Annotated in this window: 13 protein-coding genes, 2 pseudogenes and 1 riboswitch; of the genes and pseudogenes, 3 read left to right on the top strand and 12 right to left on the bottom strand. The window is 52.2% G+C overall.

From position 1 onward, the window contains the following. From BZJ17_RS17445 to rapA, 3 genes and pseudogenes are all read right to left on the bottom strand, one after another. A pseudogene (locus tag BZJ17_RS17445) lies at positions 1-414 on the bottom strand (glycerate dehydrogenase); the annotation flags it as partial. 93 nt (positions 415-507) lie between these two features. Then, positions 508-1,197, bottom strand: coding sequence for a bifunctional tRNA pseudouridine(32) synthase/23S rRNA pseudouridine(746) synthase RluA (rluA, locus tag BZJ17_RS09675; protein WP_077640567.1), 690 nt, complete (start codon positions 1,195-1,197; stop codon positions 508-510). Beyond that, positions 1,196-3,997, bottom strand: a pseudogene (gene rapA, locus BZJ17_RS09670) (RNA polymerase-associated protein RapA); the annotation flags it as partial. The pseudogene rapA and the gene rluA, both read right to left, overlap by 2 nt. Before the next feature lie 311 nt (positions 3,998-4,308). Here rapA and BZJ17_RS09665 point away from each other — a divergent pair. Continuing rightward, positions 4,309-5,682 carry a PhoH family protein gene (locus BZJ17_RS09665; RefSeq protein WP_077640565.1) on the top strand — a complete coding sequence of 458 codons (1,374 nt, stop codon included), beginning with the start codon at positions 4,309-4,311 and terminating at the stop codon, positions 5,680-5,682. 36 nt (positions 5,683-5,718) lie between these two features. Here the strand turns inward: BZJ17_RS09665 and BZJ17_RS09660 are convergent, their stop codons facing one another. The 9 genes from BZJ17_RS09660 to leuA all read right to left on the bottom strand — a co-directional run bounded on the left by BZJ17_RS09660 (position 5,719) and on the right by leuA (position 15,888). Next, complete coding sequence (locus BZJ17_RS09660; protein WP_077640564.1) at positions 5,719-6,723, bottom strand: GGDEF domain-containing protein; 1,005 nt, start codon at positions 6,721-6,723, stop codon at positions 5,719-5,721. A 67-nt stretch (positions 6,724-6,790) separates the two neighbouring features. Then, positions 6,791-7,495, bottom strand: a complete 705-nt coding sequence (gene thiQ / locus BZJ17_RS09655) for a thiamine ABC transporter ATP-binding protein (RefSeq protein ID WP_077640563.1) — start codon at positions 7,493-7,495, stop codon at positions 6,791-6,793. Further along, positions 7,489-9,078: a thiamine/thiamine pyrophosphate ABC transporter permease gene (gene thiP / locus BZJ17_RS09650; protein WP_069589572.1), complete on the bottom strand. Its 1,590-nt coding sequence runs from the start codon at positions 9,076-9,078 to the stop codon at positions 7,489-7,491. The genes thiQ and thiP overlap by 7 nt, the downstream gene beginning before the upstream one ends. Positions 9,079-9,083: 5 nt before the next feature. Next, entirely contained in the window at positions 9,084-10,070 is a 987-nt protein-coding gene (gene thiB / locus BZJ17_RS09645) for a thiamine ABC transporter substrate binding subunit (protein WP_069589736.1), read from the bottom strand. Between the two features lie 52 nt (positions 10,071-10,122). Continuing rightward, positions 10,123-10,224: riboswitch (TPP riboswitch) on the bottom strand. Between the two features lie 38 nt (positions 10,225-10,262). Continuing rightward, positions 10,263-11,054 carry a DUF547 domain-containing protein gene (locus BZJ17_RS09640; protein ID WP_069589570.1) on the bottom strand — a complete coding sequence of 264 codons (792 nt, stop codon included), beginning with the start codon at positions 11,052-11,054 and terminating at the stop codon, positions 10,263-10,265. A gap of 119 nt (positions 11,055-11,173) precedes the next feature. Continuing rightward, positions 11,174-11,776 (bottom strand): 3-isopropylmalate dehydratase small subunit, encoded by a 603-nt coding sequence (leuD, locus tag BZJ17_RS09635; RefSeq protein ID WP_069590982.1) that lies wholly within the window; start codon positions 11,774-11,776, stop codon positions 11,174-11,176. 9 nt (positions 11,777-11,785) lie between these two features. Then, positions 11,786-13,207 (bottom strand): 3-isopropylmalate dehydratase large subunit, encoded by a 1,422-nt coding sequence (gene leuC, locus BZJ17_RS09630; RefSeq protein ID WP_077640562.1) that lies wholly within the window; start codon positions 13,205-13,207, stop codon positions 11,786-11,788. 21 nt (positions 13,208-13,228) lie between these two features. After that, positions 13,229-14,323 carry a 3-isopropylmalate dehydrogenase gene (gene leuB / locus BZJ17_RS09625; protein ID WP_077640561.1) on the bottom strand — a complete coding sequence of 365 codons (1,095 nt, stop codon included), beginning with the start codon at positions 14,321-14,323 and terminating at the stop codon, positions 13,229-13,231. A 2-nt stretch (positions 14,324-14,325) separates the two neighbouring features. Next, positions 14,326-15,888 carry a 2-isopropylmalate synthase gene (leuA, locus tag BZJ17_RS09620; protein WP_069590988.1) on the bottom strand — a complete coding sequence of 521 codons (1,563 nt, stop codon included), beginning with the start codon at positions 15,886-15,888 and terminating at the stop codon, positions 14,326-14,328. A gap of 521 nt (positions 15,889-16,409) precedes the next feature. Here leuA and BZJ17_RS09615 point away from each other — a divergent pair. Both BZJ17_RS09615 and BZJ17_RS09610 read left to right on the top strand, forming a co-directional pair. Next, the gene (locus tag BZJ17_RS09615; protein ID WP_069591008.1) at positions 16,410-16,949 is read left to right on the top strand and encodes a phosphatase PAP2 family protein; all 540 of its coding nucleotides are present in this window, start codon (positions 16,410-16,412) and stop codon (positions 16,947-16,949) included. Then, entirely contained in the window at positions 16,946-18,073 is a 1,128-nt protein-coding gene (locus BZJ17_RS09610) for an MJ1255/VC2487 family glycosyltransferase (protein ID WP_077640560.1), read from the top strand. The genes BZJ17_RS09615 and BZJ17_RS09610 overlap by 4 nt, the downstream gene beginning before the upstream one ends. Positions 18,074-18,228 lie beyond the last annotated feature (155 nt).

Raw genomic sequence — 18,228 nt, 5'->3', positions numbered from 1 at the left:
ACCATGCTGTTGCCATGCGCCATGTTGGACGTCGAGGTGGTAGCCGAGCAATTGACGTTTAAGTGCAAAGATCAGGGCGATGACGTGTTCAGGTACCGATTGAGTGGCATAACCTTGGACGTTACACACTTGCACTCCACGCGCTTGGCACGCGGCTAAGTCGACATTGTTCACCCCAGTGGCGGCCACCGCAATCAGTTTGAGGTTAGGACAGGCGGCGAGCACCGTCTCATCGATAACCACTTTATTGGTGATGGCGACCTCGGCCTTTTGCAAACGCGACACGACCTCATCAGGCTGTGTTTCACCATAGGCTTGCCAGTGATGGGGTGAGTGAGGTGTGGGCAGCACAATATGGGCTGGAATGGTGTTACGGTCGAGAAAGACGATATTGACGGGGGTACGCTGAGCCATGTTGATCTCCGTGTCTCAATCCATGGCTCTAGGGTGCGAAATATCGTCACATTGTGCAATCGTTTCAGCGAACGCGAGGGCAATTCGGGGGGGCTAGGTCGCGCTGGGTGAGGCCAGCTTATACTCATCGGCAAGTCGATTAGTGGGCATCGTGGTATAAAACTCACAGGGGGCGTGAAAATGCATGACGTCGTCGGTTGTTGGGTGTAATAAACTCAGCTCGGCCGCGTGCAAATGAAGGCGAGAGGCATAGTCGAGTGCCTCTGGAGAGGCGTAAAACTCATCGCCAACGATGCTATGTCCCAACGATTGCATGTGCACACGAAGCTGGTGCGAGCGCCCTGTCAGCGGGTACAAGGCCATCAAACTGGTCTTAGGGTAGGTGTGTAAACAGCGATAGTGTGTCTGCGATGGTTTCCCATGCTCAAAGCAGACCTTTTGGCGCGGGCGGTTAGGCCAATCACAAATCAGCGGCAAATCAATGTGCCCTTCATGATCAGCAGGATGTCCCCAGACTTCGGCGTAGTAAAGTTTGGTTGGAATACGATCTCGGAACTGGGCCTTAAGGTTTCGCTCAGCCTCTTTGTGGGCGGCAAAGGCCATCACACCAGACGTCGACATATCTAAGCGATGGACCAGCTCCGCTGCGGGAAAGGCGTCTTTCACCCGTGACCACGCACTATCGTAGTGGGCCGGATCGCGGCCAGGGTTGGCCAGTAAACCGCTGGGTTTATTGATCACCACCAAATCCGCATCTTGATAGAGAATATCAAGCCAAGGCATCACGGATATTGGGGTTGACGGTTTTGAGTGCCTCTAAACGCGCCAAGGCTTGGGTCAGCTCGCTTTCCATTTCTTGGTGAGCACGGGTTTGAATCTCCCCCAGTGCTTTTTCAGCTAAAGGCTCACTTTTTTCAATCAAGCGGTGAACTTGGCTTTGTACCGAGTTAACCATTTTGCTGCCCAAATGGCGATTGACGGGGCTTAACTGGCGATGGAAACCCTCAAACTCCACATTGGCGGATAAATCGTTGCCATTCGCATCCAGCAAGACACGTACCGGCGTTTGCGGTAAGAAGCGATGAATCCCGCTTGATTTCGGCGCTTGGGCATCCACCACATAGATGAGTTCGAGGAACAAGGTGCCCACCGGCAGCGCTTTGTTTTTGAGCAAAGAGACTGCAGTGGTGCCGATGTTTTCGCTCAGTAGCAAGTCGATACCGCCACGCACGATAGGGTGCTCCCACGAGACAAACTGGACGTCTTCGCGACTGAGCGCCGTATCGCGATCAAAGGTGATGGTACAGCCATCGGTGGGGAGACCCGGATAACTCGGAACCATCATATGTTCTGATGGTGTGACTACCAGCGCATTTTCCCCTTTGTCATCTTGGTTGACGCCGATGGTATCAAATAGTCCCAAGGTAAAGGTGACCAAGCCGGTATCGCCATCTTGGTCGGCAATCGTCTGCGCTAACTGTTTCGCCGCGTCCCCACCATGTGAATGCATTTCTAACAGTTTATCGCGACCTTGCTCCATTTCCGCTTTGAGGCGCTGGTTCATGGCAGCGCTGTCTTCGATCAGCGTGCTGAGGGCGTCGTCTTGTTGGTTCGCGGCCAGCAGGGTGAGTAAGGTCTCGCCGTATTGCTCGAACACCGCACGACCGGTTGGGCAGGTATCTTCAAACGCGTCGAGACCTTCGTGATACCAGCGTGCCAAAATAGTTTGCGCGGTGCCTTCAAGATAGGGGACGTGAATGGCAATATCTTGTTGCTGGCCGATACGGTCAAGACGACCGATACGCTGCTCCAAAAGGTCTGGGTTCATGGGTAAGTCGAACATCACCAACTGATGCGCAAACTGGAAGTTCCGGCCTTCTGAGCCGATCTCCGAGCAGATCAACACCTGCGCGCCCCCTTCCTCTTGGGCAAAGTAAGCCGCGGCTTTGTCTCGCTCGACAATCGACATGCCTTCGTGGAACACAGTGCCACGGATCCCTTCGCGCTCACGCAGCGCCTGCTCTAAGGTCAAGGCGGTTTGCGCCCGTGAACAAATGATCAGGACTTTATCGTTACGGTGCGTTTTCAGGTAATCGAGTAACCAATCGATGCGCGGATCAAAGCCCCACCAGCTGGCACTGTCGCCTTCGAACTGTTGATAAATATCTTCAGGATAGAGGTTTTGTACCGCCTTTTGTTCCCCCGCGAGACGGCCGCCCATCATCTCGGCAACGCGCATGGCCGTTTGATACTGTTTGGGTAAAGCAAGTGCATGCATGTGCAGCTTTCTGGTTGGAAAGCCACTGATTGCTGCACGAGTATTACGGAAGAGAACACGGCCGGTCCCGTGGCGGTCCATGAGATCGTCAATTAACTGTTGGCGAGCATCGTGCTGAGTCGACTCATCATCACTGTGGATGAGGGCCAAGCGCTGCTCCAAATCGCCGCTTTGGAGCAAGATGCGGATGCTATGTTGTGCAGCATCACTCAGGGGCGCATCGGCAAGCAAAGCTTCAACCGCTTCTGCTACTGGCGCGTATTGCGCTGCCTCTTCCACAAAGGCGTCGTAATCGTAGAAGCGATCTGGGTCGAGCAGACGCAGGCGGGCAAAGTGGCTTTGTTGGCCAAGTTGCTCCGGTGTGGCAGTGAGTAGCAACACGCCCGGTGTATGTTCGGCGATGCTCTCAATGATTTGGTATTCGCGGCTGGGGGAATCCGGTGCCCATGACAGGTGATGCGCCTCATCGACCACTAGCAGATCCCAGTGGGTTTCACAGACTTGTTCGACACGACGGCGATTTTTACGCAAAAACTCCAGCGAACACAGGACCAACTGTTGGGTATCAAAGGGGTTGTAGGCATCCGCTAGGGCCTCAACACAGCGCTCTTCGTCAAAAATCGAGAAGTGCAGATTAAAGCGGCGCATCATCTCGACCAACCATTGGTGCTGCAAGGTTTCGGGCACCACAATCAAGACTCGCTCTGCGCGACCTGCCAGCACCTGCTGGTGGATAATCATGCCCGCTTCAATGGTTTTACCCAAGCCGACTTCATCGGCAAGCAATACGCGTGGCGCATGACGGCGACCGACTTCATGAGCAATGTAAAGCTGATGAGGGATCAGACCAGCACGCATGCCGGTTAAACCGCGTAATGGGCTGCGCAGTTGCTGGTGTTGATTGGTTAGCGCACGATAACGCAGGGCAAAACGATCCATGCGATCAAGTTGGCCAGCAAACAGCTTGTCTTGCGGTTTGTTAAAACGAATCTGGTGACTGAGCAAGATTTCGCGCAGAGACACCTCGTCTTCGCCGGTATCATTGCGCGCACCGATATAGGTTAATACCCCGTCGTTTTCCTCAACACGCGAGACTGTCATGGTCCAGCCTTCATGGCTTTCCACCTCATCGCCCGGGTTGAACATCACTCGGGTAACGGGTGCATCGTGGCTGGCATACAGCCGTGTTTCATCACTAGCAGGAAACATTAGGGTCACGGTACGGCCGTCAACAGACACCACGGTGCCCAGTCCTAGATCATGCTCCGTATCACTGATCCAACGTTGTCCAAGCGCAAATGACATAGGGGAAAACCTCTGAATTAACTCGATTGTCGAAGACGCAGCCCCGCGACAGCGGCGCCGTTTAAATACTGTGCTATTCAGTGTGGCACTGAAAAAATTGGCCGCCAATAGTACTCGAACTTGTGAGGAGCGTCACGATGAAACTCAATGAATCCCCGCAAAGGTCACGCTGACACACAAACGTCATTATCACGCGGCAAAGATAAAAGCGTGACGTGGCGCAGCGAAATAGATTGGGAATTCCCAATGCCAGGTCTACGCTTAACTTAAGCGCTGTCACCGACAGTGAACTGCCGACACAGGAGGTGCCTATGGGCGACGCCGACCGGAAGCTGTTTGTATTGGATACCAATATTCTCCTCCACGAACCCTTCGCTATTTACTCCTTCCAAGAACACGATGTTGTGATCCCCATGACCGTCCTCGAAGAGCTTGACCGCATCAAAGACAGCAAGCGTGATGTCTCACGAGATGCGCGTGTCGCGATTCGAGCGTTGGAAGATATCTTTAAAGAAGCAACTCCCGATGAAATCGGCGAGGGTATTGCCGTCGGTAAAGGGGATGCGACGGGCACCGTTTCGATACTGGCCGACTTTGAAATTAAAGAAACGGTACACGCCTTTGCTGACAAGGCTGGCGATAACCGAATTTTAAATGCGGTGCTATATCTACAAACCAAACGCTCACCACGCAAAGTCGTATTGGTGACCAAAGATATTAATATGCGACTGCGCGCTAAAGGCGCGGGAGTGATGTATGTGGAAGACTATCGCACGGATCAATTGATTGACGATGTGCGATTGCTGACCAAAGGGTTTCATACCTTTGAGGGCAGTTTTTGGGACAAAGTCGGGGAATGTGATAGCCAAGCGTATGGCTCAGATACCCTCCACACCTTACCGTCTGAATTATTGGAAACGCCGTTCGTTAACCAGTACTTGTTGGATGAAAGCGACGATTTCGCGGCACGTATTCAAGCCATCAATGGTGAAAAAGCGATCATTAAAGACCTTAGTCGCGAGCGACTGATGCACCGCAGTGCTTGGGATGTAAAGCCGAAAAATATCTACCAAGGCATGGCGATGGACGCGTTACTGGACCCGACCATTGATCTAACCATTTTGACCGGGCCGGCAGGGTGCGGGAAAACCATTCTGGCGATGGCCGCCGCGCTAGAACAGGTGGTGGAAAAGGGAATGTATGACAAGATCATCGTTACCCGCAACACCCCAGATATTGGTGAATCGATCGGTTATTTGCCGGGCACGGAAGAGGAAAAAATGCTGCCTTGGCTGGGTGCGGTGACCGATAYGTTAGAAGCGCTGCACATGAATGATGAATGCACGGATGGTTCGATGCGTTACATCATGGAGAAAGCCAACTTACAGTTTAAGTCGATTAACTTTATGCGTGGTCGCTCGATTCAAAATGCGTTTGTGATCTTGGATGAGTGTCAGAACCTGACTGCCTCGCAACTGAAGACCATTATCACCCGCTGTGGTGAAGGGACTAAGCTGGTTTGCTCAGGCAACTTAGCGCAAATTGACTCCCCCTACCTCACGCCGGTCACCTCAGGGCTGACTTACATTGTCGAGCGATTTAAAAATTTCGAGGGCAGTGCGTGCGTATACCTCAATGGGGTAGTACGCAGTCGTCTTGCTGAGTTTGCCGAAGAAAACCTTTAACCGAGCCGGCGGCTCAGCCGCCGTGTTTTTCTACAGTTAAAACAGCTCGACATCGTCGGCGGCAATAAAGGTTTTGATGATCCCGCTTTCCAGCAATCTTTCGTAGAAAGCCACTTGATTGCGACCGTTTTGCTTGGCGTGATAAAGCGCCTGATCCGCATTACCCAATAAGGTACTGGTGCTCTGATGCGCTTTATCGATACGCGTTGCGCCCATGGAAATGGTCACGGTTTCCGCCGCGCCAAAGTCGCGCGCGTTGACATTGGCAATAAAGGTATTGGCTTTTTGTTCGGCCATGGCGCGTGTGCAAGGATGAAGTAACACCATAAATTCATCCCCGCCGTAGCGAAACAGGGTGTCTTCGACAGAAAAAGTTTGTCGCATTAAAGACGCGAGCAACAAAATGACTTCATCGCCAAATACATGGCCAAAGTTATCATTAATTTGCTTGAAATGGTCGACATCAAAAATACAAATCCAAGGATAACTCGCCTGATCCAAGTCGCTGTCGATCGCCGCGGGCGCTTGCGCTAAGCGATCACTAATCAGGTCTAATTTTTTGGTCAGTACCTTGCGATTGAATAGGCCGGTGAAGCTGTCTCGCTCGCTGGCCATAATGATTTGTTGATAGTTCTCATAGATGTGAATGAGGCCAGACACCATAGCGAGCTGTTCCTCGTTTAATTGCTCGGCGCGGCCACATAAGACACCGCGAATGTCCTCGTCTTTTTCGTAATAGATAGGGACTGCAACCAAGGTGTGATCGTAAGCCTGATGCATGGTGACCTCTTGGCTCTCGAGGCAGTCTTCCAGAAGTGCATCCACTTGTTCGATATTTTCTTGCTGAAAGGCGCTGTTGTCATTGGTACCCAGCACCGTGAAAGGGGGATTCAGTCCAGAGCAGTAATCAAGTAACACCACTTCACTGATAGGCGTTAACTCAAGGATCGACGTCAGTAGGCTCTTGGTAATCGCATCAACTTCAGTTTTGGCTGTGAAATCGACGATAGAGTCGAGTATCTGAATGCTACTGGCGGGCACAAAGCGCCTCCTGAAAAGGGTCTATTCCTGTTGTCAGTATAGAAGCCAATCGAGGAGGCGCCATCTATTAGGGGGATTCCATCATGCCCATGTAACGATGCATGGCCGGTGGAGGCGCATTCAGATCCGACACGGGGCGAGATAAGGCAACCTGTCCCTCATCGACGTAAAGAAAACGAGAGGCAATGGCTTTCGCATCGTCGGGGTGATGGGTCACCATCAAAACGGTTGTACCTTGCGCGTGGGCGGTCCGTTTCACTAAGGCTAACATGTCTTTTTTCAACGCAGGGTCAAGGGCTGAAAAAGGCTCATCAAGTAATAACAGAGGCTGTTGACGCGCAATACTTCGTCCGAGTGCAATCCGCTGGCGCTGCCCGCCGGACAATGCGCCGGGTAAACGATCTAAATAAGGTGTCAGCCCCACAGCGTCCGCGGCGCTTCTCACGCTCTCTTTTTGTGCGTGACTGAGCTTGAGTGAGGGCGAAAGTCCAATCGCCATGTTGTCAAACACCGATAAGTGGGTGAAGACATTATGCTCTTGAAACAGGATGGAGAGTGGGCGCTGGTGAGCCGGCGCGGTAGTGACTGGCTTACCTGCAATCAAAATCTCGCCACTATCAGGAGCAATCAATCCTGCAATCAGAGAGAGTAAGGTACTTTTCCCGGCGCCACTTGGGCCGAGTACAGCAACAATCTCTCCCGGCGCGATGTGAGCGTCGAAGTGCATCCACGCTTGCTGGTAGCGATACGTGATATTGGAAAGGGTTAGCATGCGTGTCTCCATTGGACGAGGCGGATGATCAGAGCGTAGCTGCCTAAACTGGTCGCTAATAACAGCATGGCCGCCGCGGCGCCCGCATCCATTTGATAACTGCCCATCAGACGAAATAGATACAAAGGCAGTGTTTGAAAGTGTTGGCTACCAAATAAAGAGATGGCGCTGAGATCGCCCATCGAGAGGACAAAGCTGACCGCGAGGCCACGTGCTATTGGGCGGCGTAAGCACTGCCATTCAATTAAGCGCAAGCGAGTGATCCCACGCACGCCTAAGGTGGCACAGAGTGCATGATAAGATTGCGCCACTTGATAGGCGGGGGCACTGAGCACCTTAATCAAGTAAGGTAACGCCATCAGGGCATTGACTCCCATCACCAACCACAAGGCGAGGCTAAAGACATCGCTAAATTGGCGAAACAGCAAAAACAGTCCTGTACTTAATACGATACTGGGCACTACCAGAATCATGGCTCCTAGCGTCTCAATACCATCGGCTCGCCTTTTTTGACCATGAAACCGCCAGTGACGGCTGGCTAAGATCACCGCAATTGCCAACACAAATGCGATAGCGGTCGCGCCGGTGGCCACCCATAATGAGTGCATGGTGGCTTGCCATAACGCTGTATCGGCAAGGACAGTGAGCGCACTTGGGTTGAGCCCGCGATACAGCACCACACCCAGTGGCGGCAATACGAGAAGCAAGACCAAGGTTATCCAGAGCAGATCCCAGCATTTCGCCGCTCGGCTATCGAGGGCATGCGGCAACGGTAATACTTCACTGGGTGTATTCGGCACCGCGCGTGTGAATGTTTGCACCACAAACGCAATCGTGCCGCACAGCATCATCTGCCATAGCGCCAATGCCGCGCCGGTTTGCAAGTCAAAGTCAAAGCGAATGGCTTGGTAAATGGCCAGCTCTATGGTGGTGGCTTTAGGGCCGCCGCCAAGCGCCATGACGGTAGCAAAACTGGTAAAGCAGAGCATAAACACCAGTCCGACGATATGGGGCAAACTTTGGCGAAGATAAGGCCATTCAAGGTGACGAAAACGCTGCCAGCCACCTAAACCTAATTGCGTCGCTAAGCGGCGTTGATCGGCGGGGATCCCCTCGAGCGCTTGCACCATGATCTGGGCGGAAAATGGTAAGTTGAAAAACACGTGTGCCAGCAAAATGCCGCTCAATCCATAAATGGAAAACGGCATGGAAAGATCAAAATGTTGTAGGGTGTCGGCGATCAAGCCGCTGCGACCAAAAATGGCCACCAAGCCAAATACCCCGATCAGCACAGGCAGCACTAAGGTCATGGCAAACAGTTTCAACAACCAACGTTTACCGGCAAACTCGCGACGCGACAGGGCGTGGGCAACAGGAATCGCTAATCCCACGCTGAGGATCACTGATAAAGTGGCTTGCTTGAAGCTAAATACGGTGACGTGACGAAGGTAGGCATCTTGCCATAGTGCCTCAAGGTTAAGATCTTGGCTGTGAGAGAACAGCGCCCATAGGGCGCTGCCAATTAAAAGCACGACGAGACTGGCCGCGAGACTGCCCGGCCAGGTGCGTGAAGGATTGAGCATGACGACTATTCAACCAACGCTGTTTGCCAGTCACGCACCCATTGTTGACGGTTGCCCATCACTTCATCGGGTTGATAAAGCAGACTCTTCTCGGGTTTATTCAAGGTATAGAAGGCATCTGGTAACGTGATATCAGTAACAGGATACATCCATTGCGTAAGGGGAATGATCGACTGCGCTTCATCGCTAATCATAAACTGCAAAAACGCATCCGCCAGTTCTGGCTGGTCGGTGTAGGCTGATTTCGCGGCCACTTCAATCTGCATATAATGGCCTTCTTCAAACGTCGCGGCGGCAAAGCGGTCATCATCATCGGCAACCAAATGGTAAGCCGGTGATGTGGTGTAAGAGAGCACCATGTCTGCTTCCTTGTTCAGAAACATATTGTACGCCTCGGTCCAGCCTTTGGTCACGGTAATGGTATTCTCCGCGAGATCACGCCATGCTTGCTGACTTTGATCGCCGTATACTTTCTGGATCCACAGCATTAAGCCTTGGCCAACGGTGGAGACACGGGGATCTTGGTAAATCACACTGATGTCATCACGATCTTCAATCAAGGCTTTCAAGCTCTTGGGCGGATCGAGCAGGCGCGTGGTGTCATACACGAAGGCAAAGTAGCCGTAATCATAGGGGATAAAGTAGGGATTATCCCAACCGCCGGGTACCTGTAGGCGCTCCGTATTCACTGCGTGCTCGGCGACAATGCCGCTCCGCTCCGCTTCTTTCATTAAATTGGTGTCCATACCCAGCACGATATCGGCGCTGGTGGTACTGCCTTCAATCCGCATGCGGTTGAGCAAGGCTGCGCCGTCTTCAAGGGACACAAACTCGACCTCACAGTTACAGCGTTTTTCGAAGGCGGTTTTGATTTTTGGCCCTGCGCCCCACTCGGCGATAAATGAGTCGTAGGTATAAATAGTCAGCGGGTCAGCGGCGCGGGCGCCAAGCGATAACAGAGACAAAGAAAGTACGGTTAAAACAGACGTAATGACTTTCACAGCACGCTCCTAAGTTGGGCGTGGGTGTTGAGGCTGGTTGATGACATCATCAAGTCTCAATCCCTACGCCAGTGTTAGCTGGATCAGGTTCGATGGGTTTAGCGCGGCGCGCAATCTCAGCCAAGAGGCTCCCCAATGAGTACCACGCCATTGTACTGATTGGCTTAGGGTTAACCAAGCCTTTTAGTCAGCGGTTCGGTTAAGCGCCCAGTCGTAGTCATAGTCTAAGCGTGCATCCTCGGGAAGCTTGATATCGCGGTATTGATTGATATGGGCGATCACCCCTTGTTCACTGCCGCCAAAATCGGCCTTAAACCACTCATAGATAGAAGAAAGCTGCCATTGTTCGCCTTGCTGACTGACGCCTTTATCACTGTTGATAAAGGTGTAGGCGGCTTGTTCTAATTGTGCCTCCAAGGTGTCGGCTTGAAAGGCTTGTGGCTGTAGGTTCGGACAGCCAAGGCTGGCACAATTGACCGCATAGTGGGTACGCGGATCTTGCCATAGCGGGCGCAGAATGCGGTGCTCAATATCATTCAAGGTAAGGGGTTCACCTGCCACCGTGACCACCTCATCATCCCAAGGTCCAAAGCTAAACAGGCCACCGAGTTTGGTGATTGAACGGACAGGATACGCGTCCAAAATGAGCTTTACGGTGACTGAATTGTAGAGATTAACCCAGTACGCGTATTGTTCGTCTTTGGTCAGGGTGCGCGGGTCGCGCGCGGTGAGCATGCCAATGTAATGATCGAGAGTCGCTTTATCGGCCTCGGTGACGGCTGCGTAGTTAAATAAGGTGTGCTGTCCTTGAGGCTGTAAATACTTATCGAGTAATACTTGCCAGCTGTGATGAGTAAATGTGGCTTGGCTGGCGGGGTTGTGCGTATCCCACATTGCCCAATAATCGGCTTTCGGGGCGGCCAAGGCTGGAAAAGCAACGAGTAACCAAAAAATGAGCGTGATCCGTGTTCGCATACCGCTTCCTCAATCGCGAGCGTATCTTGTTTATATCCTAGACCAGCTTGCGCCATGTTTGCTTTCATGGCCATAAAAAAACGCTGCTCAAGCAGCGTTTTAGTGGTTAAAGCGTTGTGTTATGCCAAAAAGGCGGGAATGTTTTGCTCAAAGCGCGAGATCTCAGCGTCGTGCTGAAGCGTGAGGCCAATGCTATCTAATCCTTCCAACAAGCAATGACGGCGAAAATCATCCATCTGGAAGCTAAAGCAGTGTTCACCGGCACGGATGGTTTGGGCGGGCAAATCTAGCGTTACCGTCGCGCCTTCATTTTCGGCCACATACGTAAATAAAGCATCGATTTGGCCTTCTTCAAGGGTCACCGGCACCATTTGGTTATTAATGCAGTTGCCATAGAAAATATCGGCAAAACTGGGGGCGATAATCACTTTAAAGCCGTAATCATCCAGTGCCCAAGGAGCATGTTCGCGTGACGAGCCACAGCCAAAGTTTTCGCGAGTGAGTAACACGCTCGCCCCTTGGTAGCGCGCTTGATTGAGCACAAACTCTGGGTTTGGCTGTTTACCCGCATCGTCTAAAAAGCGCCAATCGTGAAACAGGTGCTGACCAAAGCCAGTACGGGTGACTTTTTGCAAAAATTGTTTAGGGATGATCGCATCGGTATCGACGTTCGCCGCATCCAATGGGGCAACAATGCCGGTATGAGTGTGTATGCCTGACATAAGGCCTCCTTATAATTGGTTAACGTCAATAAAATGACCGGCAATAGCAGCGGCGGCGGCCATTGCAGGGCTGACCAAGTGGGTACGGCCTTCACGGCCTTGGCGGCCTTCAAAGTTACGGTTGCTGGTGGATGCACAGCGCTCTTTGGGACCTAAGCGATCGTTGTTCATTGCCAAACACATCGAGCAGCCGGGCAAGCGCCACTCAAAGCCCGCTTCGCGGAAAATCACATCCAGCCCTTCTTGCTCTGCTTGGGCGCGTACTTGCTCGGAGCCCGGCACCACCATGGCATGTACACCCTCTGCCACGCGTCGTCCTTTGGCGACAGCGGCGGCTGCGCGCATGTCTTCAATCCGTGAGTTGGTGCAAGAGCCAATAAAGACTTTATCGATGCGGATATCTGTAATGGCTTGGCCTGCCGTCAGCCCCATGTACTTTAAGGCACGCTCAGCCGAGTGGCGCTCTATCGGGTCGGTCATGCTCTCTGGAGCAGGCACGCTATCATGCACACTGACCACTTGGCCGGGGTTGGTGCCCCATGTGACTTGATGATGGATTTGACTGCCATCGAGAGTGACCACGCGATCAAAGTGCGCATCGGCATCCGAGTGCAAGGTTTGCCAATACGCGACGGCTTGCTGCCATTGCTCGCCTTTAGGGGCAAATTTTTTGTCTTTTAGGTAGGCAAAGGTGGTGTCATCTGGCGCGATCAGGCCAGCTTTTGCGCCTAATTCGATGGCCATGTTGCAGACCGTCATTCGCCCTTCCATCGACAAGGCAGTGATGGCGTCCCCACAAAACTCCACCACATGCCCAGTGCCGCCGGCATGACCGACCTTGCCTATAATCGCAAGGACAATATCTTTGGCAGTGATCCCGGGGGCTGTTTTGCCCGTGACTTCAATTTTCATCGTGCGGGCGCGGGATTGCTTGAGTGTTTGGGTGGCCAGTACGTGTTCGACTTCTGAGGTGCCAATACCAAAGGCGAGGGAGCCGAAGGCACCGTGGGTTGCGGTGTGCGAATCACCACATACGATGGTGGTGCCGGGCAGGGTAATGCCAAGCTCGGGGCCCATCACATGCACAATGCCTTGGTAAGGATGATTTAAGTCGTACAGAGTGACACCGAACTCTTCGCAGTTTTTGGCCAAGGTTTCCATTTGGATGCGCGCCATTTCCCCTGACGCGTTAATGTCTTTGGTTTCGGTGGAGACATTGTGATCCATGGTGGCGAAAGTTTTGCTCACTTGGCGCACGGGGCGCCCTTTTTCACGCAGGCCATCAAAGGCTTGTGGTGAGGTCACTTCGTGCACCAAATGACGGTCGATATACAGTAGCGGCGCTTCGCCTGGCTGCTCGGTGACCACATGGGCTTGATAGATTTTTTCATACAAGGTCTTAGCGCCTTGTTGGGTGTTTGCATTCGACATAGCTCGTATCCTTACGGGTAATTATTCTGCGCCTTGGCGGATATACGCGGCGATACGATCGCCCATTTGTTCGGTACTCAATGCGGGGCGGTTACCCGCTAGATCCGCGGTCAACTCACCGGCCGCCAGCGCGTGGCTGACTGCATGCTCAATCGCGCAGGCTGCGTCTTCTTCGCCTAACGAGTAGCGCAGCATGAGCGCGGCGGAGAGAATTTGCGCCACTGGGTTGGCGATATTTTTACCCGCAATATCGGGTGCAGAGCCGCCGGCGGGTTCATACAAACCAAATTTACTCGCGTTCAAGCTCGCGGATGGCAACATGCCCATTGAGCCAGTGATCATGGCGCACTCATCGGAGATGATGTCGCCGAAAATGTTCGAGCATAGCATCACATCAAATTGCGACGGGTCTTTGATCAGCTGCATGGTGGCGTTGTCGATATACATATGGCTTAAGCGGACATCTGGATAGTCCTTTGCTACTTCTTCTACCACTTCACGCCACAGCATCGAGCTTTGCAGCACATTGGCTTTATCGATTGAGCACACGTGTTTGTTGCGAAGCTGGGCCGAATGAAAGGCAATACGGGCAATACGCTCAATTTCATAGCGATGATAGACTTCCGTATCAAACGCTTTTTCCTCGCGGCCTTCTCCTTCGCGCCCTTTGGGCTCACCAAAGTAAATCCCGCCGGTCAGTTCTCGCACCACCACGATGTTAAAGCCTTTGTCGGCAATGTCGGCGCGCAGCGGGCAAAAGCCTTCGAGACCGGTATGGATTTGTGCCGGACGCAAATTACAAAACAGACCAAAGTGCTTGCGTAGCGGCAGTAAGGCACCGCGCTCCGGTTGTTCGGTTGGCGGTAAATGCTCCCACTTGGGGCCGCCGACTGAGCCAAATAAAATCGCATCCGCTTTTTCACAGCCAGCCAAGGTGTGCGCCGGCAAAGGGGAGCCGTGGGCATCAATCGCAGCACCGCCCACAGGGTAGTGGTGACGCTCAAAGGTGAGTGAGAATCGCTCACTCACCGCATCAAGCACTTTTTCGGCTTGCGCCATTACTTCGGGGCCGATACCGTCGCCGGGTAAAATTGCAATCTGGTGTGCGCTGGCCATGGTTATACTGTCTCCTGTTTTAAGTGGGATTGTTCCTTGATCTGCGCAATTTTATCCGCGCGATAGATGGCATTGATCACGTGCAATAGCGCCTCACCGGAGGCTTCGATAATGTCGGTTGAGACCCCGGTGCCGTGATATTTACGGCCCTTGTAGTTGGCAATAATGTCGGCTTGACCGAGACCATCTTCCCCTTCTCCTTTGGCGGTCAGATCGAATTTATCCAGTTCAATGTCGTAGCCAGTAATGCGGTAGATGCACTGATAAAGGGCATCGACGGGGCCATTACCGATTGCCGCCTCGCGTTTTTCTTCATCGCCACATTGCAACTTGATGCTGGTGGTCGCCATTAGGCTGCCAGATTGCACGCCTAGATAGTTGAGCTTATAAAAGTCGTCCTCTTCTTTGAGGTTGTTGAAGAACATCAAGGCTTCTAAGTCGTAATCGAACACCTGACCTTTACGATCTGCCAGCTGCAAGAATGACTGATACAAGGTGTCTAAATCGTAGTCTTGCTCGGTATAGCCAAGGTTTTCCATGTGGCTTTTCACTGCGGCGCGGCCGGATCGGCTGGTCAAATTCAGCGCTTTTTTGCCTAACCCTATCGACTCTGGCGTCATGATTTCGTAGGTATTTTTGTTTTTCAGCATGCCATCTTGGTGAATGCCAGAAGAGTGGCTAAAGGCATTGGTACCGACCACGGCTTTGTTGGGCTGGATTGGCATGTTGCAAAGTTGGCTAACCAGCTTACTGGTGCGTGCGATTTCGGTGTGATTTAACTTGGTTTCCACACCTAATAAGTCGGCGCGGGTTTTTAAAATCATTGCAATTTCTTCCAGCGCACAGTTACCGGCGCGTTCGCCGATGCCATTAATCGTGCCTTCCACTTGGCGGGCGCCGGCTTGTATGGCGGCAATGGAGTTGGCGACTGACATCCCCAAATCATCATGGCAGTGGACAGAAATTACCGCTTTGTCGATATTGGGGACGCGATTAAACAAGGTTGCAATGATATCGCCGAATTCACTGGGAACCGTATAGCCGACGGTGTCGGGAATATTAACGGTGGTCGCACCGGCATCAATCGCCGCTTCCACCATACGGCACAGGTTGTCAATCGGAGTGCGCCCAGCATCTTCGCAGGAAAACTCCACATCGTCCGTGTATTGGCGCGCGTGCTTGACGGCGCGTACTCCCATCTCGACCACGTCATCGTAGCTGCGGCGAAGCTTATCTTTTACATGAATGGTTGAGGTGGATAAAAAGGTGTGGATACGAAAAGCGTCGGCGGCTTTGAGGGACTCGGCGGCAACATCAATGTCTTTAGGGACGGCGCGAGATAAGGCACAAACACGCGCATGTTGCATATGCTCAGCGATGGTGCGCACCGATTCAAAATCGCCCGGTGAGGAGACTGGAAAACCGGCTTCAATAATGTCGACGCCCAGTCGGTCTAAGGCTTGGGCGATCTGCAACTTCTCTTTCACGGTTAAGCTGGCGGATAAGGCCTGCTCACCATCGCGCAAAGTGGTATCAAAGATGATGACCTGACTGTTGTCGCTCATGTGTGACTCCCTGTTGTGTTTGCTCGCCGCCTTCATGGCTCTCTTAATGGGCGCTGTGTTTTATTTTGACGGCGTTAGATACAAAAAAACCCGCGTCTGGCGCGGGTTTTTGACATTTGGCATTCACTGATTGCTGCCCAATACCTACCCGCGCGACCGAGTCACGATAGGGAGGAGGATGAGGCGTAGTGTAATCAGTGTCATGAACTATCCATTCAATATGTTTGCTGGTTACAGAAATAACAGAGCGGCGGGGAAAGCGTCAATCACAAAAAAATAAAAAAATGGATCTGATTAGTTAACCCGCTTAAAACCAGTTTATTACACTGCTTTTGAGCGTGTAATTCGAAATAAACGGCTGTTGGTTGCGAGGAAGTTATGCAGTTAGATAGCACTTTCTCTGTGTCAGGACGACAAACTACAGGGATTGTTATCTTCATCAATATGACCTCATAACGTCACCCCGTTGTCATACCCGCTGACTAGAGTTTGACCATCAGCTAACCGAAAGCGGGGGCATGATGAGAAGCTTTACAGCGATTCAACGTTTTGACCATACGGTGTCGTACCTGTGCCTTTCTCATCGATTTAGTGCAGCGACAGCCAAAGTAGCGCGGGTGATATCACACTCTGGTGATGGGCCGTTATATGCAGGAATTGGCTTGGCCGCATGGTGGCTAGACGGTGCATTTGGCTTATGGTTGTTGTGCACTGGAATCGTCGCCTTTGCGATTGAATTGCCCATCTATTGGGTTCTTAAACGGAGCTTCCGTCGCGCACGGCCTTCACAGCTGCCCGCTTTTATCACGCCCTCAGATTTATACAGCATGCCCTCTGGCCACACGGCGGCCGCTTTTTTAATGGCTTCGCTGATTAGTACCTTTTATCCCCCCTTGGCGACAGTGGCCTTTATTTGGGCGGGGTTGATTGGGCTGTCCCGCGTATTGCTGGGGGTCCATTTTGTTAGCGATATTCTGGTCGGCGCGGTGTTAGGACTTCTCTGTACTGCGCTGGCACAAAACATCACCGACGATCTTTACTGGATGGCGGCAAGTACATGAAGCTTTTATACGGTGTGCAAGGAACCGGTAACGGCCATATTTCACGGGCAAGGGCGATGGCAAGGGCCCTAAAAGCGTATGACGTGAGTGTGGATTTTGTCTTTTCTGGACGACCTGCCGAGCGCTATTTTGATATGGCGCCGTTTGGAGACTATCGCACTTTTACCGGCATGAGTTTTATCAGTCGCGACGGTAAAATTGCGCTGCTTGAGACGGCAAAAAAGCATCACGTTCGGCAACTTTATCGTGATATTCGCGCGCTCGATGTTACGGGCTACGACAAAGTGGTATCCGATTTTGAGCCTATCACGGCTTGGGCGGCACGTCAGCAAGGCGTTCCCTCCGTGGCGATTAGCCATCAAGCTGCATTTGCCCATGCGGTCCCTAAACAGGAAGAAGGACTGATAAACCGGCTGATTATGCGTTATTTTGCGCCGACGGATCATGCCATAGGGCTCCATTGGTATCACTTTAATCAGCCGAKTTTGCCCCCCATCATTGATATCGGCAGTGATGACAGCCTTTCACTAAAGGCGAGTCAATCAGAGGATGTCTTGGTCTATCTTCCTTTTGAGTCACTCGATGCAGTGACGGCGCTGTTACTGCGCTTTAACCAAGGTTTTGTCTGTTTTCATCCAGATGTGAAGCAAGGCTATCGGCGAGAGAATATTCGCTTTATGCCACTTGGGAAAGCCAGCTTTCATGCTGCGCTAAAGGCTTGTCAAGGTGTGATCGCGAATGGTGGCTTTGAACTGCCTTCTGAAGCATTAACCATGGGGAAAAAATTGTTGCTAAAACCCTTGGCAGGACAGTTTGAGCAGCTGAGTAATGTGGCAACGCTGGCACAATTAGGGTTGGCGCACGCCATGACACACTTAGACGCTCGCGCGGTGAGAGATTGGTTGAAAGCCCCGGCCACCGGCGAGATCCGTTACCCTGATGTCGCAATAGCGTTAGCGGAGTGGCTGGTCAAAGGTGAGCTCGACCAAACACACAGTTTATTTCACCAGCTTTGGTCGCAGGTCCGTTTTCCAGAAGCGGTTGAAGAGTGTTTGCTGGATATTAGCCGCCCGCATCCACGTCGACGTCAGCATCCCTTACTGTTAAACCGCTTAATGCGCTGACCGCCCAATAACGGCGGTCTGGTCTGTTGAATCACGTTTTTACATTTTCGCTAGAGCATTCACTCAATTTCTCTTGAGTTTGGTGGTGCGCTCGGTAAACTCGCTGCCATTATTGAGCGTACATGTGTTCGCCAAACGGCGAAACAAGAGAGACA

This window comes from Salinivibrio sp. IB574 (assembly GCF_001996205.1).
Taxonomy (GTDB): Bacteria; Pseudomonadota; Gammaproteobacteria; order Enterobacterales; family Vibrionaceae; genus Salinivibrio; species Salinivibrio proteolyticus.
Note: the sequence above shows the minus strand (reverse complement) of the source record. Positions and strands in the feature narration are given on the sequence as shown.

Coding starts and splice junctions, on each gene's coding strand:
- thiP (WP_069589572.1), bottom strand. CDS start 9,078: ATGCTCAATCCTTCACGCACCTGGCCGGGCAGTCTCGCGGCCAGTCTC.
- leuD (WP_069590982.1), bottom strand. CDS start 11,776: ATGTCAGGCATACACACTCATACCGGCATTGTTGCCCCATTGGATGCG.
- thiQ (WP_077640563.1), bottom strand. CDS start 7,495: ATGCTAACCCTTTCCAATATCACGTATCGCTACCAGCAAGCGTGGATG.
- rluA (WP_077640567.1), bottom strand. CDS start 1,197: ATGCCTTGGCTTGATATTCTCTATCAAGATGCGGATTTGGTGGTGATC.
- BZJ17_RS09615 (WP_069591008.1), top strand. CDS start 16,410: ATGAGAAGCTTTACAGCGATTCAACGTTTTGACCATACGGTGTCGTAC.
- BZJ17_RS09640 (WP_069589570.1), bottom strand. CDS start 11,054: ATGCGAACACGGATCACGCTCATTTTTTGGTTACTCGTTGCTTTTCCA.
- leuC (WP_077640562.1), bottom strand. CDS start 13,207: ATGTCGAATGCAAACACCCAACAAGGCGCTAAGACCTTGTATGAAAAA.
- leuB (WP_077640561.1), bottom strand. CDS start 14,323: ATGGCCAGCGCACACCAGATTGCAATTTTACCCGGCGACGGTATCGGC.
- leuA (WP_069590988.1), bottom strand. CDS start 15,888: ATGAGCGACAACAGTCAGGTCATCATCTTTGATACCACTTTGCGCGAT.